Source organism: Coprococcus hominis (ex Arizal et al. 2022), from assembly GCF_040094675.1.
Lineage (GTDB): Bacteria > Bacillota > Clostridia > Lachnospirales > Lachnospiraceae > Coprococcus_C > Coprococcus_C hominis.
On the sequence record NZ_JBBNHG010000019.1, the window covers coordinates 19,619 to 34,400 of the forward strand.

The 14,782-nt window shown below is 46.5% G+C and carries 12 protein-coding genes; all 12 read left to right on the top strand.

Features of this window, described 5'->3' with window-relative positions:
* Positions 1 to 33 precede the first annotated feature (33 nt).
* The 12 genes from AAAT93_RS01075 (at position 34) to AAAT93_RS01130 (ending at position 14,767) form a co-directional block, all read left to right on the top strand.
* Positions 34 to 3,132, top strand: a complete 3,099-nt coding sequence (locus AAAT93_RS01075) for a hypothetical protein (RefSeq protein ID WP_227573318.1) — start codon at positions 34 to 36, stop codon at positions 3,130 to 3,132.
* Positions 3,133 to 3,253: 121 nt separating this feature from the next.
* Positions 3,254 to 4,744, top strand: coding sequence for a L,D-transpeptidase family protein (locus AAAT93_RS01080; RefSeq protein ID WP_227573319.1), 1,491 nt, complete (start codon positions 3,254 to 3,256; stop codon positions 4,742 to 4,744).
* Between the two features lie 106 nt (positions 4,745 to 4,850).
* Positions 4,851 to 6,209, top strand: a complete 1,359-nt coding sequence (locus tag AAAT93_RS01085) for an exopolysaccharide biosynthesis polyprenyl glycosylphosphotransferase (RefSeq protein WP_227573320.1) — start codon at positions 4,851 to 4,853, stop codon at positions 6,207 to 6,209.
* Positions 6,210 to 6,220: 11 nt separating this feature from the next.
* Positions 6,221 to 6,937, top strand: coding sequence for an IspD/TarI family cytidylyltransferase (locus AAAT93_RS01090; RefSeq protein ID WP_021985749.1), 717 nt, complete (start codon positions 6,221 to 6,223; stop codon positions 6,935 to 6,937).
* Entirely contained in the window at positions 6,925 to 8,016 is a 1,092-nt protein-coding gene (locus tag AAAT93_RS01095; RefSeq protein ID WP_227573321.1) for an NAD-dependent epimerase/dehydratase family protein, read from the top strand. Before AAAT93_RS01090 ends, AAAT93_RS01095 begins: the two co-directional genes overlap by 13 nt.
* Positions 8,017 to 8,034: 18 nt before the next feature.
* Positions 8,035 to 8,811 carry an ABC transporter permease gene (locus AAAT93_RS01100; protein ID WP_021985747.1) on the top strand — a complete coding sequence of 259 codons (777 nt, stop codon included), beginning with the start codon at positions 8,035 to 8,037 and terminating at the stop codon, positions 8,809 to 8,811.
* Positions 8,812 to 8,877: 66 nt separating this feature from the next.
* Positions 8,878 to 9,579 (top strand): ABC transporter ATP-binding protein, encoded by a 702-nt coding sequence (locus AAAT93_RS01105; RefSeq protein ID WP_242995418.1) that lies wholly within the window; start codon positions 8,878 to 8,880, stop codon positions 9,577 to 9,579.
* 1 nt (position 9,580) lies between these two features.
* Entirely contained in the window at positions 9,581 to 10,732 is a 1,152-nt protein-coding gene (locus tag AAAT93_RS01110; protein WP_227573322.1) for a CDP-glycerol glycerophosphotransferase family protein, read from the top strand.
* Entirely contained in the window at positions 10,713 to 11,978 is a 1,266-nt protein-coding gene (locus AAAT93_RS01115; RefSeq protein WP_118545840.1) for a CDP-glycerol glycerophosphotransferase family protein, read from the top strand. Before AAAT93_RS01110 ends, AAAT93_RS01115 begins: the two co-directional genes overlap by 20 nt.
* A gap of 2 nt (positions 11,979 to 11,980) precedes the next feature.
* On the top strand, positions 11,981 to 12,739 hold the full coding sequence (locus tag AAAT93_RS01120) for a glycosyltransferase family 2 protein (protein ID WP_117780778.1): 759 nt from the start codon (positions 11,981 to 11,983) through the stop codon (positions 12,737 to 12,739).
* A 112-nt stretch (positions 12,740 to 12,851) separates the two neighbouring features.
* Positions 12,852 to 13,628, top strand: a complete 777-nt coding sequence (locus AAAT93_RS01125; protein WP_117780779.1) for a hypothetical protein — start codon at positions 12,852 to 12,854, stop codon at positions 13,626 to 13,628.
* A complete protein-coding gene (locus AAAT93_RS01130) occupies positions 13,625 to 14,767 on the top strand; it encodes a proline-rich domain-containing protein (protein ID WP_118545842.1) in 1,143 nt (380 codons plus the stop codon). The genes AAAT93_RS01125 and AAAT93_RS01130 overlap by 4 nt, the downstream gene beginning before the upstream one ends.
* Positions 14,768 to 14,782: the final 15 nt, after the last annotated feature.

The following is a 14,782-nucleotide window of genomic DNA, read 5'->3' on the forward strand; positions in this document are numbered from 1 at the left end:
ACAATTATCCGTACGATTTAGAAAGGGGAAAATATGTTTGACAATAAGAACCGCTTTGTAATCGAAAACTACAACAAACAGTCCTGTTTCGCAAGCTTCCTCCCGGGCATCAGCGGTATCCACGGAACCCCGCTCTGGAACTTCTACGTTAACCGTGGACAGGCAATCTGCAGCTTCGGCTCAGAGAACAAAGATCATTCCATCATGGAATTTTATCCGGCACATCAGTCCTACCAGTTTACAAAGACGATGGGCTTCCGCACGTTCCTGAAGGTAGACGGAACATTCTACGAGCCGTTTGTGGACGACGATATGCCACACAAGATGTACATCGGTATGAACGAGCTGGAAATCGAGGAGACAAACGAAGCACTTGGCATCAAAGTAAATGTCCTGTACTACACAATGCCAAACGAGCGTCTCGGCGGTCTGGTCCGTACTGTGACGATCACGAATCTCGCTGGTGCGAAGAAGGACGTGGAAGTGTTAGATGGTATGCCGGCACTGCTTCCATACGGTATCGCATTAAAGGATATGAAGGAGACGGCACAGACGACAAAGGCTTGGATGCAGGTCGAGGATGTAAACGAGAAGCTCCCATATTACCGTGTGCGTATCGCACTTGCCGATGCGGCAGAAGTTTCCGAGGTAGAGGCAGGAAACTTCATGGTATCTGTCAATAAGAACGGCGAAAAACTTCCGATCATCGCAGATCCGGAGCTGATCTTTGATTACGATACAAGTCTGGCAAAGCCAGTGAAATTCTTTCAGACAGAGGTACTTGCACTTGCGGCAGAGCATCAGCTGTGTGCGAATCAGGTACCGGCAGGGTTTGCGTGTGCGCATGAGGACATCACAGACAGTTACACGATCTATTCTGTATATGGTCAGGCAGGCACGAAGGAGCTGTTCCATACATTTGCAGATGCTGGTTTGAATGCAGCATATTTTGCAAGAAAGCATGAAGAAAATGACGCGATCATCAACGAACTTGCAGATACGATCGCAACGACAACGGCAGATCCAGTCTTCGATGCGTACTGCAAGCAGACCTATATTGACAACGTCCTGCGTGGCGGATATCCGGTGAAGCTTCCGGGCGGACATATCTTCTATGTATATTCCAGAAAGCACGGCGATGTGGAGCGTGATTACAATTTCTTCTCCATGCTTCCGGAATATTATTCACAGGGAAATGGAAACTTCCGTGATGTAAACCAGAACCGTCGAAGCGATATCTATTTTGCGAACTTCGTCGGCGATTACAATATCAAAGTATTTTACGATCTGCTGCAGTTGGATGGTTACAATCCATTGCAGGTAAAGCAGATTACATATTCATTAAAGCCAGAGGCAGAAGCGGAAGTGCTCTCCTATGTAACTGAGAATGCGGATGTTCTGAAAAACTTATTTGCAAAGCCATTTACACCGGGTAAATTATACGCACAGATCTACAATAAGAAGGTTGGACTTACCATTGAGGAAGACAAGTTCTTCGCCGTTGTGATGGAACACAGTGTTGAGAATCTGAATGCAGATTTCGGTGAGGGCTACTGGAGCGACCACTGGACATACAATCTGGATCTCGTTGACGCATATCTGTCTGTCTATCCGGAGAAGGAAGAGACGATGCTCTTTGATGAGAAGGATTACACCTACTATGAGTCAAAGGCAACGGTTCTTCCACGTGTGAAGCGTTATGTCAAGACAGACAAGGGTGTCAGACAGTACAACTCGATCGACGAGGAGAAGAAGGCAGAGGTAACATTTGACAAGGCGCGTACAGCGTATGGAAAGGGTGACGTTTATACTTCAAATCTTGCAACGAAGCTTGTGCTGATGAGTACACTCAAGTTCGATGCACTCGATATGAAGGGCATCGGTGTCGAGATGGAAGGTGGAAAGCCGGGCTGGTATGACGCGTTAAATGGTCTGCCGGGATTATTTGGTTCTTCTGTCTGCGAGACATACGAATTACAGCGGATGTTATTGTTCTTGCGTGAGGAGCTTGCGAAGTTTGACCGTGCGGTAGACGTTCCTGCAGAGCTTGCCGAGCTGATTGAAAAGACAGATGCAGCACTTAAGAATTATACAAAGGGCGGTGACCGTCTGGCAGTATGGAATGCTGTGAATATCGCAAAGGAAGCATATCGTGAGAAGACCGCATTTGGCATTGACGGAAAAGAAGAGACGATTCCGGCTGCAACGCTTATTGCAACTCTTGACCGCATGATCGCATATGTAGAGGAAGGAATTGAGCTTGGTTGTGCGATGAAAGATGGCATTGCACCGGCTTATATGGCATACAGCATGTCGGATTACACAGAAAAGGACGGCGTGATCACACCGGAGAATCTGCAGGTGGTTGATATCCCGTTGTTCTTAGAGGGACCGGTTCGTTACCTGAAGCTGCCACAGACATATGCGGCGAAGGAAGCACTTTATGAGAAGGTAAAGGCTTCAGATATGTATGACAAGAAGCTTGATATGTACAAGGTAAATGCACCACTTACAAAATGCTCTTACGAGATTGGACGTGCGCGTGCATTCTCCCCGGGCTGGCTGGAGAACGAATCCATCTGGCTGCATATGGAGTACAAATATTTACTGGAACTGTTGAAGTCCGGACTGTATGAAGAGTATTTCGCAGACTTAAAGAAGATGGGCGTTCCATTCCTGCCTTATGAGACATACGGCAGAAGTCCGCTCGAGAATTCATCCTTCTTAGTAAGCTCTGCAAACTTCAATGAGAAGATCCACGGAAAGGGCTTTGTCGCAAGACTGAGTGGTTCAACTGCAGAGTTCTTACAGATGTGGGAGCTTATGATGAACGGCGAGAAGTTATTTACAATGCAGGATGGTACACTTACATTTAAGCTTGCACCGGCAATCCCGGCATATCTTGTGAAGGACGACGGCAAGGTAGAGACAACGTTGTTTGGCAAGATCAAGGTTGTATATGACTGTGGCAGCAAGCGGGATATAATTCCGGGACAGTATGCAGTTACAAAGTACGAACTTGTGGCGGCTGATGGAAGTATAGAGTCCTGTGAGGCAGCAACTGTATCCGGAGAAGCAGCACAGCGTATCCGCGATGGAAAGGTTGCAGAGATCCGTGTAACAATCCAGTAAAACAGAATGTAATAGAAAGTTCGTGACAAGAACAGGAAAATTATATATAATAAATGTCAATTATGTGATTTACAAAAATCAAGTGAAGGAGAAGCGGGCTTTCAAGGACGCGTACAGGATTATGAAAAAAATAGGAGCATTTTTATTATCGCTTGTGATGCTGCTCAGTGTGATCGTATTGCCAACGAATACCACACAGGCAGCGGAGGCGATGCCGACAGTATCATATAGTGTACATGCACAGAGTTACGGCTGGATGAATCCAGCTCAGAATGGTAAGACGGCAGGTACGACCGGGCAGGGGAAACGTCTCGAAGCGATTGCGATTTCTTTAAAACAGAATGGGACATCTTATGCAGGCGGACTTCGCTATCAGGCACATGTGCAAACTTATGGCTGGATGAACTGGGTGGATGCCGATACGAATGGAGCATCCCCAAGAAGTCTTGCAGATAAAGGACAGTATGCCGGAACGGTTGGGAAGTCAAAGCGTATGGAAGCAATCCGGATGGAACTGACGGGTGAACTTGCAAATCGCTATGAGGTATTATACCGTGTACATATGCAGACGTATGGCTGGAGCTCATGGACAAAAGGCGGCGATACAGCTGGCACAGTTGGACAGGGAAAACGTCTTGAAGCAATCGAAATCAAGCTGATCCAGAAACCATCGGTAACGCCGGCTGCCACAGTAAATTATCAGGTACATGCACAGTCTTATGGCTGGATGAATACAGTGCCAGGTGGAACAATCGCGGGTACTACTGGAAAGGGTAAACGTCTCGAAGCGATCAAGATTGATTTAAAGACACAGGGTGTAACAGGCGGTATCGTCTATAATACCCATGTGCAGTCCCTTGGCTGGACAAAGGATGTTTCGAACAATGGCGTGAGTGGTACGACAGGTCAGTCAAAGCGGATCGAGGCCATCTGCATGCATCTGACCGGCGATATTACAGCATATTACGATATTTACTATCGTGTCCATTGTCAGTCACTCGGCTGGCTTGACTGGGCGAAAAATGGACAGATGGCAGGTACAACCAATGGTGGAAAACGGATGGAGGCAATCCAGATCCAGCTCGTCAAAAAGGGCGGAAAGGCACCGGGGACAACGGCGAAGCCGTATGTTTATATTGAACCACCAGCGATTACGAAGGATACATATGAGATTCGTGTAAACAAGCAGGAGAGCTGCATTACGATCTATAAGGATGGCGTGCCAATCAAGGCAATGACCTGTTCGCCGGGTGACGCCACTCCGGTTGGAACCTTCTATCTGGCTGGTAAATGGCGTTGGAATGCACTGATGGGTGGTGTACAGGGACAGTATTGTTCTCAGATACAGGGCGATTTCTTATTCCATTCGGTGTTATATAATAAGACGAATCCGCGCACACTGATTCCAAGCAGCTATAACAACCTCGGAAAACGTGTATCGCATGGATGCGTCCGGTTACAGGTTATTGACGCAAAGTGGATCTTTGATAATTGTCCAAGAGGCACAAAGATTACGATCTATAATTCCAGTGATCCGGGACCACTCGGTAAGCCGGTATTGCAGAAGATACCGGGCAGCCAGACATGGGACCCGACCGATCCAGCAATTTAAATAAAAAAGCGGGGTGTCGCATCGGAACATAGTTTATGTCTCCGGTGCGACTGTCGTGTTTTTGGAAAGAGACAAATGAGCGCAGCTTATTTGTAAAAGAGGAACTATGTACTTAGAAGAACAACGAAGAAGAGCATTGAGTTTGCTTGCGAATTTGATCATATGGGTATTTGAGGCAGTATCATTTGGTGTGATCTGGTTTGGAGAGTATCACAATCCGTTATTCTTTCGGGGAAATTATGTCGTGATCGGGTTGTATGCCGTCTTTCTGTTTCTGATCACCAAAAGCTTCAATGGATATAAATTAAGCTATATGCGCGTGCTTGATCTGTGTCTGTCACATGGACTTGCAATCGTGATCGGTGGAGCTGTTGCGTATATTTTCATCTGCATGGTATCGCGTGATTATATGAACGTGCTTCCGGTTATCATAATGGTAATCATACAGATTGTGTTTGAGACGCTCTGGGTGATTTTGATCCAGCATATCTACATGCTGTTTTTCCCACCGCGGAAGCTGATCGTGATCTATGGTATTTATCCGCCGGAGAATTTCCTTCTTAAGATCAATGCCAGACGTGATCGTTATCAGATCTGTGAGGTATTAAATTATCAGCAGGGTATGGAGAAAATCCAGCAGGATGTATTGGATTTCGAAGGCGTCGTGCTGTATGATCTGCCGTCAGAAGACCGAAATAATATATTGAAATATTGCTTTAAGCATTCTATCCGTACCTATGTCATTCCGAAGATCACGGATATTATCATGAAAGGCTCGGATGATATGCATCTGGTAGATACACCGGTATTTTTGTCAAGAAATATCGGCTTGCAGGCAGATCAGCGTTTCTTCAAACGCGCAACCGATCTGTTAATATCCGGGGTTGGAATTATCGTAGCATCCCCAATCATGCTGATCATTGCGATCGCGATTAAGGCATATGACCACGGACCGGTCTTTTACCGGCAGGTGCGGCTGACACGGGGTGGAAAACAGTTTATGATCTATAAGTTCCGAAGTATGCGTATTGATGCGGAGGCGCACGGTGCGCAGCTTGCGAAGAAAGATGATGACCGAATCACACCAGTTGGAAAGGTGCTGCGAAATCTCCATCTGGACGAACTGCCACAGCTGTTCAATGTCTTTGTCGGCGATATGTCGATGGTTGGTCCAAGACCGGAGCGACCGGAGATCTTCGAGAAATACGAGGAGTCGGTACCGGATTTTGATTTCCGTCTGAAGGTAAAGGCGGGATTGACCGGATATGCACAGGTGTACGGTAAATACAACACCACACCGATTGATAAATTGAAACTGGATCTGACATATATTCAGGAATACTCCTATCGGTTGGATCTGAAATTATTGCTTTTGACCTTCCGTATCGTGTTCCGTAAGGAAAGCTCGGAGGGTGTGGATAAGAATCAGCAGACCGCATTAAAGGATAAAAACGAGAAAGGATAAAGGTATCGCACATGAATGTAGCAGTGATTATTGCCGGAGGCTCCGGACAGAGAATGGGACAGGATATCCCGAAGCAGTTTATCAACGTATATGACAAACCGGTTTTGATCTATACGCTGGAGAGTTTTCAGAGAAATGATCTGATCGATGCAATCGAGGTTGTCTGTATCGACGGATGGCATAACGTGTTATGGGCGTATGCCAAGCAGTTCAATATTACAAAGGTAAAATGGGTGATCTCTGGTGGAAACAGCGCACAGGAATCTATCCGAAATGGTGTCTACAACTTGAAGGATGTCTGCTCTGCAGATGATAACATCATCATTCATGATGGTATCCGTCCTCTGGTCGACGACGAGGTGCTCGAGGATGTCATTGCGAAATGTAATGAGTTTGGAAATGGTGTTACGTCCCTTCCTTACAATGAGCAGATCTTCGTGATTGACGATGAGGCATCTACAACGAAATACATTCCACGTGAGACACTGCGCCGCGTATCGACACCACAGGCATACAAGTTCGATAAGCTTGTGTGGGCATACGAGAAGGCATTTGCAGAGGAAATCGGTATCTACGGTTCTTCTTATACAAATACGATGATGGTAGAGCTTGGCGAGCGCCTGTATTTTGCGAAGGGCTCGGACAAGAACATCAAGCTTACGACGAAGGATGATCTGGAGATTTTCAAGGGTTATCTGACCGCAGAGAAGGATAAATGGTTAAAGTAGGAGAGACAGCGATGCATTTATATGACAGTGAACTTTATTTGCAGGATGTGTGTGCCGTTGCAAGCATGATCGAGGTACAGGAGCTTGCAGACGAATCGGTGCTGATCTCCGGAGGCACCGGCATGATCGGCAGCTTCTTGGTGGATGCACTTTTGTACGCAGACAAGCATTATCAGGCAAATACGCAAGTGTATATATTAGGCAGAAATGAGGAGAAGGCGCGTGCCCGTTTCGCGGACTATGCGGATTGTCCACAGTTTCATTTTATTAAGCAGGATATCAATGAGAAGGTAGTCGGAAATCCGGCTTTGCCAGCGAAAATCGATTATGTAATCCATGCGGCGAGCAACACCCATCCGGTTGCCTATGCGAGCGATCCGATTGGAACAATCACCGCAAATGTATTCGGTACCCAGTATCTGCTCGATTATGCGAAGGAGGCAGGCTGCAAGCGGTTTGTATTTTTATCTTCCGTTGAAATCTACGGAGAAAACCGTGGCGATACGGATAAGTTTGCAGAGGACTATCTCGGCTATATCGACTGCAACACGATGCGTGCCGGATATCCGGAGAGCAAGCGTACCGGTGAGGCATTGTGTCAGGCATACCGCAAACAAAAGGCGATGGATGTCGTAATTCCGCGTCTGTCCCGTGTGTACGGTCCGACGATGCTGCTGAGCGATACAAAAGCACTGTCCCAGTTCATCTTAAAGAGTGTGAAGCGGGAAGATATCGTGTTAAAGAGCGAGGGAACACAGGAGTTTTCATATGCCTATGTGGCAGACTGTGTCGCAGGTATCCTTGCTGTCATGTTAGATGGCAAAGATGGTGAGGCATACAATATCTGTTCGAAGGATTCGGATGTGCAGCTTCGCGATGTCGCAAAGCAGCTCGCGGATCTCGCAGATAAACAGGTCGTGTTTGACTTACCGGATGCGACGGAGCAGGCGGGCTATTCGAAGGCGACCAAGGCAACACTTGACACGACAAAGCTTCAGACAGAACTTGGCTTTGTGCCACAATACGATATGAAGACCGGACTTTCCCACACCGTACAGGTGCTTCGGGAAATCATGTAGACAGGGAATAGGAAAAATATGGGAACAAAAATCAAGGAGTTTCGTCAATATAACAATTTATTTACGGAGCTTGTCAGAAAAGGAATCAAATTAAAATACAGACGATCGTATCTCGGAATCGTCTGGTCGATGATCGAGCCATTGCTTACGATGATCGTATTGACGTTGGTATTCGGTACGCTGCTTGGACACAAGGAGAAATCATTTCCGGTCTATATCCTGACCGGACGGCTGATGTATACGCTGTTTTCACAGTCAACGACGTCTGCCCTAAAGTCCATCCGTCAGAATGAGGCGATGATCAAGAAGGTGTATGTTCCGAAATATCTGTATCCGCTTGCGAATATCTGTTTCAATTACATTTTGTTTCTGATATCGCTTGTTGTGCTTGCGGTTGTTGCACTGGTGCTGGGCGTGTTCCCGACATGGCGTACACTGCTTGCCATCGTACCGCTGCTAAATCTGTTTTTGTTGTCCATTGGCGCGGGTATGATACTTGCGACGATTGGCGTGTATTTCCGGGATATGGAATATCTGTGGAACGTTGCATTGATGCTGATTATGTATACTTGTGCGATCTTCTATTATCCAAAGAAGATTTTGAATAGTAATGTAAGCTGGATTTTGAAATTCAATCCGCTGTTTTGTATTATCAACAATTTCCGTAACTGTGTGTTCGGCAGGGCGATGAGTGCGCATATGCTGATTTATTCCTTCACCTTTGCATTTGTCTGCATCGTGATCGGAATTGCAGTATTCAATAAGAAGCAGGATCAGTTTATCCTGCATCTGTAAGGCATGGGAGGAGATATCGTGAGCGAAGAGACAAGAAAAGACGTAATTACATTATCCCATGTTGGCATGGAGTTTCATCTGAATAAGGAAAAGGTCGACAGCCTGAAGGAATATTTTATCAAGCTTGTCAAACATGATATTGCATACACGGAGTTCTGGGCATTAAAGGATGTGACCTTTTCGGTCAAGCAGGGCGACAGAGTCGGAATCTTAGGCTTAAATGGCGCGGGCAAATCAACCTTGATGAAGGTGATTGCAGGTGTGTTCAAACCGACAGAGGGAACGATTGAGAAACAGGGTGTGCTTGCGCCGATGATCGAGCTTGGTGCCGGCTTTGACATGCAGTACACCGGGGCGGAAAATATTTTCCTCTACGGGGCGGTGCTTGGACATTCGCGCAAATTCATGGAAGAAAAATTCGATGAGATCGTGGAGTTCTCCGAGCTTGGCAAGTTTATCGATGTACCGCTGAAGAACTATTCCTCCGGTATGAAGGCGAGACTTGGATTCTCGATTGCGACCGTGGTGCGTCCGGACATTCTGATCCTGGATGAAGTGCTGTCGGTCGGCGATGCGAAATTCCGTAAGAAGAGCGAGAAGAAGCTGGTCGATATGATGGATACCGGAGTGACTGTACTTTTTGTATCGCATAATCTGGACCAGGTGAAGCGTATCTGCAACAAGGCCATGATCCTGGAGCATGGGGAAATGAAAGCATTTGGAGATATCGATGAGATAGCTCCTGTCTATGAAGAGATGATTGAATAATATGGGTTTTTATATCAAACAGATTATAAAAATGATGGCACAGCATGTGCTGTTTCCGATCTACTATTTTATTTGCTGCAGAAAGCCTGTGACAAAGGGGCTCGTTGTGTTCGCGGATGAACATAAGACAGCATGCCCTCCGTCGATGCAGCGGCTGCATGATGCACTGCTCTTGCAGGAAGGATTGACGGTAGTGGATGATTTCTTCGATCTGCAGGCGATGTCTGCGCAGGCAGGTATGCGTCGGATGCTTGCATTTATGAAGCTTTATGCACAGGCGGAGTTTGTTATTCTGCAGGATAATTTCTTGCCGGTTTCCTCCTGCCATAAGCGTAAAGGAACAAAGGTGATCCAGCTCTGGCACGGCTGCGGCGCATTTAAGCGGTTTGGCTATGATGCACAGGATGATATTCCCCGGTTTTATAGGGGGAATGTCTATAAAAACTATGATCTTGTCACAGTGAGTAGTTCTTACTGCCGGCCGTTTTTTACCTCGGCGATGCGGATTAAGAATCCGAAGACGGTGCGGGCGTACGGAAGCAGCTATACAGACTGTTATTTTGATGAGGCATATAAAGGTGCGATGCGGGAGAAATTCGAGCAGATCTATGGTGCAAGGAACGGAAGAACCGTGATTGTTTGGGCACCGACCTTCCGGGGCAATGCCGGACAGCAAAGCAAGGGTGAGCGGACAATCGGGGAGGCATGGATCGATGAGCTTGCGAAAAATCCCGATTATCTGGTGATAAAAAGTCTGCATCCGCATATGCTGAAACGGGGAGAGGCGCAGCCACTTACGACGGGCGAACTTCTTTTTTCGGCGGATCTGCTGATTACCGATTATTCGTCTGTTTTATTTGAATATTTGCTGCTTGACCGGCCGCTGCTGTTTTTTGCACCGGATCTCGAAACCTATGGCACAGACCGCGGATGGTATCTTTCCTATGAAGATATGCCGGGTGCGATTGTGACAGAGGGAGAACAGCTCGCGGATGCGGTTGCTGGCACATTGGGGAAGGATGTGTACGCAGAGAAACGTCATGCGTTCCGGGAGCAGTATATGAGCTGTTGTGATGGAAATGCAACGAAACGATTGATTCGATATATTTTACATGAGGAGACAAAGAGAAACGATGTTGAAAAGCTTGTTTAAAAAATTCAAGAAGACGATTGTATTTAAGACGATTCAGAAGACGATTCCATACCGGGCACTGCGGAAAGTGTACCGTGCGTGCAGAAAGCAGATCCGCAGGATGTACCGTTATGAGATGCTGCGAAAGCATTATCCGAAGCTTTACAATAAATATGCGGCAAGACCGGTCAACGAGAAGAAGGTTGTCTTTATCGAGGTGCGGGAGAGCAAGATCAGTGACAGTTTTTCCCTGATGTACAAGAAGGTGCAGGAGGAACACAAATACGAGATTCATACACATTTCCTGCGCAGCGGATTCTCAAAGCGGAAGGATTATCAGCATGCCTGTGAGGCGATGATCACAGATATCGCAGATGCAAAATATATCTTTTTAAATGAGTCTTCGGATGTCATCGCGGCACTTCCAATGCGTAAGGAGACGATCGTTACGCAGCTCTGGCATGGCTGTGGTGCGTTTAAAAAGTTCGGTATGAGTACCGCAGAACTGATCTTTGGTGATGACAGAAAGACATTGGAGAAATACCCATATCATGGAAATTACACCTATGTGACAGTCAGCTCCCCAGAGGTTGTCTGGGCGTATGAGGAGGCAATGTCGCTGCAGGATAAAAAGGGCGTGGTTGTGCCAACCGGTATTTCCCGTTCGGATATCTTCTATGATGAAGAAGCAAAAAAGGCAGCACAGGAAAAACTGCTTTCGGTAGTGCCACAGGCAAAGGGTAAGAAGGTGATTTTGTATGCACCGACGTTCCGTGGCAGGGTTGCAAAAGCAAAGACACCAAATAAGCTGGATATTGCGGCATTTGGTGATGCGCTGGGCAAGGACTATATACTCTTGTTTAAATTACATCCATTTGTGAAGAAACGGACTGCGATTCCGGAAGGATACGAGGATTTTGCCTTTGATCTGACGGATGATATGAGCATCGAGGAATTATTGTTTGTGGCAGACATCTGTATCTCAGATTATTCGTCGCTTGTATTTGAGTATTCGCTGTTTGAAAAGCCGATGATCTTCTTTGCATTTGATCTGGATAACTATTATGACTGGCGTGGATTTTATTATGATTATAAGGACTTTGTCCCGGGACCGATCCACACGACGACTGAAGAGATGATTGAGTATATCCAGCATGTGGATGAGCGGTTTGATAAGAAAAAGGTACAGGAATTCCGGCAGAAATTTATGAGTGCCTGCGACGGACACGCGACCGAGCGGATTATGAAAATGATGTTTGGAGAGTAAATATGGTTTCAGTGATCATTCCATGTTACAACGCAAGACAGTATATATGCGAGGCACTTGCCTCCGCGGTGGCACAGGAATATGTGCACGAGGTGATACTGGTGGATGACTGCTCAACGGATGATTCCGTGGCATGTGTGCAGGCGTGGCTCGATGTGCACGCGGCACAGACGGCAGATATTTCCATCCGGGTGCTGCAGAATGCAGAAAATAGTGGAGTCGCGGTGTCAAGAAACCGGGGCGTGCAGGAGGCAGACGGAAAATATATTGCATTTTTAGATGCGGATGACCGGTTTGCACCGGGAAAACTGAAAAAGCAGGTGGAGCTTCTGGAACAGACGGGAGCCTGTCTTTGCAATACCGCCCGTGTGCTGATGACGCCGGACGGAAGCCTGACACAGACGATCATGCATACCCCGGAGAAAATCACACTTGCAGAGCTGGAGAAAACGAATGTGATCAACTGTTCTTCCGTGGTTGCACCAAGGGAGATTCTGCTGAAATATCCGATGCAGCACAGCGAGGTGCATGAGGATTATCTGACTTGGCTTCAGATGCTGCGGGCATATCCATATGCGGTTGGCATCGATGAACCGTTGCTGGAGTATCGTTTATCCGCGCATGGAAAGTCAAGGAACAAGCTGAAATCGGCACGGATGACATATCGTACCTACCGGCTGGCAGGGTATCCGGTATGGAAATCCTGCAGGATGTTTTTGAGCTATATGATAAATGGTTTGAAAAAGTATGCTACGCATTAAAAATTCACCGTATTTTCAAATAGTACAGGGAATCAAAGATTGATTTTAAAGGCAAGATGCGATATGATAAGAAAGAACGGCTTTGCCGAATAAAGGTTTGAGAGGTATGGATATGGTTGACGAGAAGAAAACCATCCTTATGACGAAGCTTGCGATATTTGAGAAACATGAGAAGAACAAAAGCTTGGTTGTGAGTAAATATTATAGAAGTGATTATGTCCGTTATAATGTGTTAAAAACATGGGTGGCAGTGACAGTACTATACTGGTGTGTCATTGCAGGATACATATTCATGACATTTGACAGTATCTTAGAGAAATTGAATGATCTGGATTATTTTGCAGTCGTATATAAGATGCTGGGTGGCTATGTAATCATCTGTGCAATCTATTTTCTGTTTGCATTTGTCCTGTATAATTATCGGTATAAGAAAGCAAGAAATGGACTGGTACAGTACAATATTAACCTGAAAGAACTGATCCATGCGGACGATCCGCCGGAGATGCAGCGACGCATGGTAGACGATACAAAGCGTACGACCGATGATGTCTCTGCAGCCAGAGCGCATGCGCCACAGCAGGCATCCCGTGCCAATGTCAGCCGTTCGGAGATGGTACAGCGGCAGCTGCAGGCACAGCAGGAACGCAAGAATCAGGAGATTATCGAGAATGTAAAGCGTCGGAATGAGCGTATTTCAGAGAAGCAGCAGGAAGAAGCGCAAAGACAGCGAGAGATGGAAGAAGAACGACGCAGAATCCGCGCACGCCGCGCGCAGTTAGAGCGCGAACAGCTGGAGCGGATCAGACAGGAACAGCAAGGTATGTACCGGGAAGATCATGTCTATAATACAAATACACCGAACGGTGCAGGAAGGGGAGAAAACGAATGACTGGATTGATAGCAGTGAGAAATTCCATACGTGATTTTTTGAGAAAATATGATGAGGTAACCACTCCGATTCTTCGGTTTATCTTCTCGTTTATTGTATTTTCCTGTATAAATTCTCTGTTTGGATATAGTGAGTTTTTACATAGAGGTGTTATCACATTTTTATTGTCTGTGATCTGTGCACTTGTGACAGGACCGGTTGTTGTATTTCTGGCTGGTGTTGTCGTTGCCGTTCATTGCTTCTCGGTATCGATGGACGTAGGCGTTTTGTGCCTGTTGTTATTCCTTGTGATGTATTGCTCCTATATTCGGATGTTCCAGAACACGGGATATGTACTGGCATTGGTGCCAATCTTATATATGCTGAAGATTCCATTTGCGGCGCCTGTTATGGTAGCAATCTTTGCAGGATTTTCTGGAGCGGTTCCAGCCGCCTTTGGTGTGGTAATTTATTATTTTGCACAGTATGCGAAAGAGGCAAGAGCAACCATCCTTCTTGGTGAGGATGCGGATTTTCAGGGATACTCCTATATTGTAAATGGTATGATGAAGGACAAGGCAATGCTGCTTGCAATCATTGCATTTGTGGTTATCGTTATGGTGACGGCACTCATTCATCAGTTGAATTTTGACTATGCATGGTATGTCGCGATCGGTGTTGGAAGCGTATTTACGATTCTGGTATTTATGGTATGCGGCATGTTGGTTGACGTCAGCGTTCCGGCGGGCAGTCTGGTACTCGGCGCGATTCTCGGGGGTGTGCTTGGCGTGATTGTACAGATGTGTAAGAGTGTGATTGATTACTCGCACAAGGAATCCGTGCAGTTTGAAGATGATGATTACTATTATTATGTAAAGGCGATTCCGAAGGTGGAAAATGCACAGAAAAAACGTGTAAAAACCATGACGGAGGAAGAAGTTGCGGAACAGGTGAAGAAACCACGTCCGCAGCAGGGCACAAATGGTCAGGCAAGACAGCCACGTCCGCAGCAGGGCACAAATGGTCAGGCAAGACAGCCACGTCCGCAGCAGGGCGCAAATGGTCAGGCAAGACAGCCACGCCCACAGCAGGGTGCAAATGGTCAGGCAAGACAGCCACGCCCACAGCAAAACCGAAACAACGGACAGATAAATCGATAAGACTAGCGATGGTTA

What these genes read in the sequence shown, in the direction of transcription:
- AAAT93_RS01075 (WP_227573318.1), top strand. Translation starts at nt 34, where the DNA reads ATGTTTGACAATAAGAACCGCTTTGTAATCGAAAACTACAACAAACAG.
- AAAT93_RS01130 (WP_118545842.1), top strand. Translation starts at nt 13,625, where the DNA reads ATGACTGGATTGATAGCAGTGAGAAATTCCATACGTGATTTTTTGAGA.
- AAAT93_RS01085 (WP_227573320.1), top strand. Translation starts at nt 4,851, where the DNA reads ATGTACTTAGAAGAACAACGAAGAAGAGCATTGAGTTTGCTTGCGAAT.
- AAAT93_RS01100 (WP_021985747.1), top strand. Translation starts at nt 8,035, where the DNA reads ATGGGAACAAAAATCAAGGAGTTTCGTCAATATAACAATTTATTTACG.
- AAAT93_RS01105 (WP_242995418.1), top strand. Translation starts at nt 8,878, where the DNA reads ATGGAGTTTCATCTGAATAAGGAAAAGGTCGACAGCCTGAAGGAATAT.
- AAAT93_RS01115 (WP_118545840.1), top strand. Translation starts at nt 10,713, where the DNA reads ATGTTGAAAAGCTTGTTTAAAAAATTCAAGAAGACGATTGTATTTAAG.
- AAAT93_RS01095 (WP_227573321.1), top strand. Translation starts at nt 6,925, where the DNA reads ATGGTTAAAGTAGGAGAGACAGCGATGCATTTATATGACAGTGAACTT.
- AAAT93_RS01080 (WP_227573319.1), top strand. Translation starts at nt 3,254, where the DNA reads ATGAAAAAAATAGGAGCATTTTTATTATCGCTTGTGATGCTGCTCAGT.
- AAAT93_RS01120 (WP_117780778.1), top strand. Translation starts at nt 11,981, where the DNA reads ATGGTTTCAGTGATCATTCCATGTTACAACGCAAGACAGTATATATGC.
- AAAT93_RS01110 (WP_227573322.1), top strand. Translation starts at nt 9,581, where the DNA reads ATGGGTTTTTATATCAAACAGATTATAAAAATGATGGCACAGCATGTG.
- AAAT93_RS01090 (WP_021985749.1), top strand. Translation starts at nt 6,221, where the DNA reads ATGAATGTAGCAGTGATTATTGCCGGAGGCTCCGGACAGAGAATGGGA.
- AAAT93_RS01125 (WP_117780779.1), top strand. Translation starts at nt 12,852, where the DNA reads ATGGTTGACGAGAAGAAAACCATCCTTATGACGAAGCTTGCGATATTT.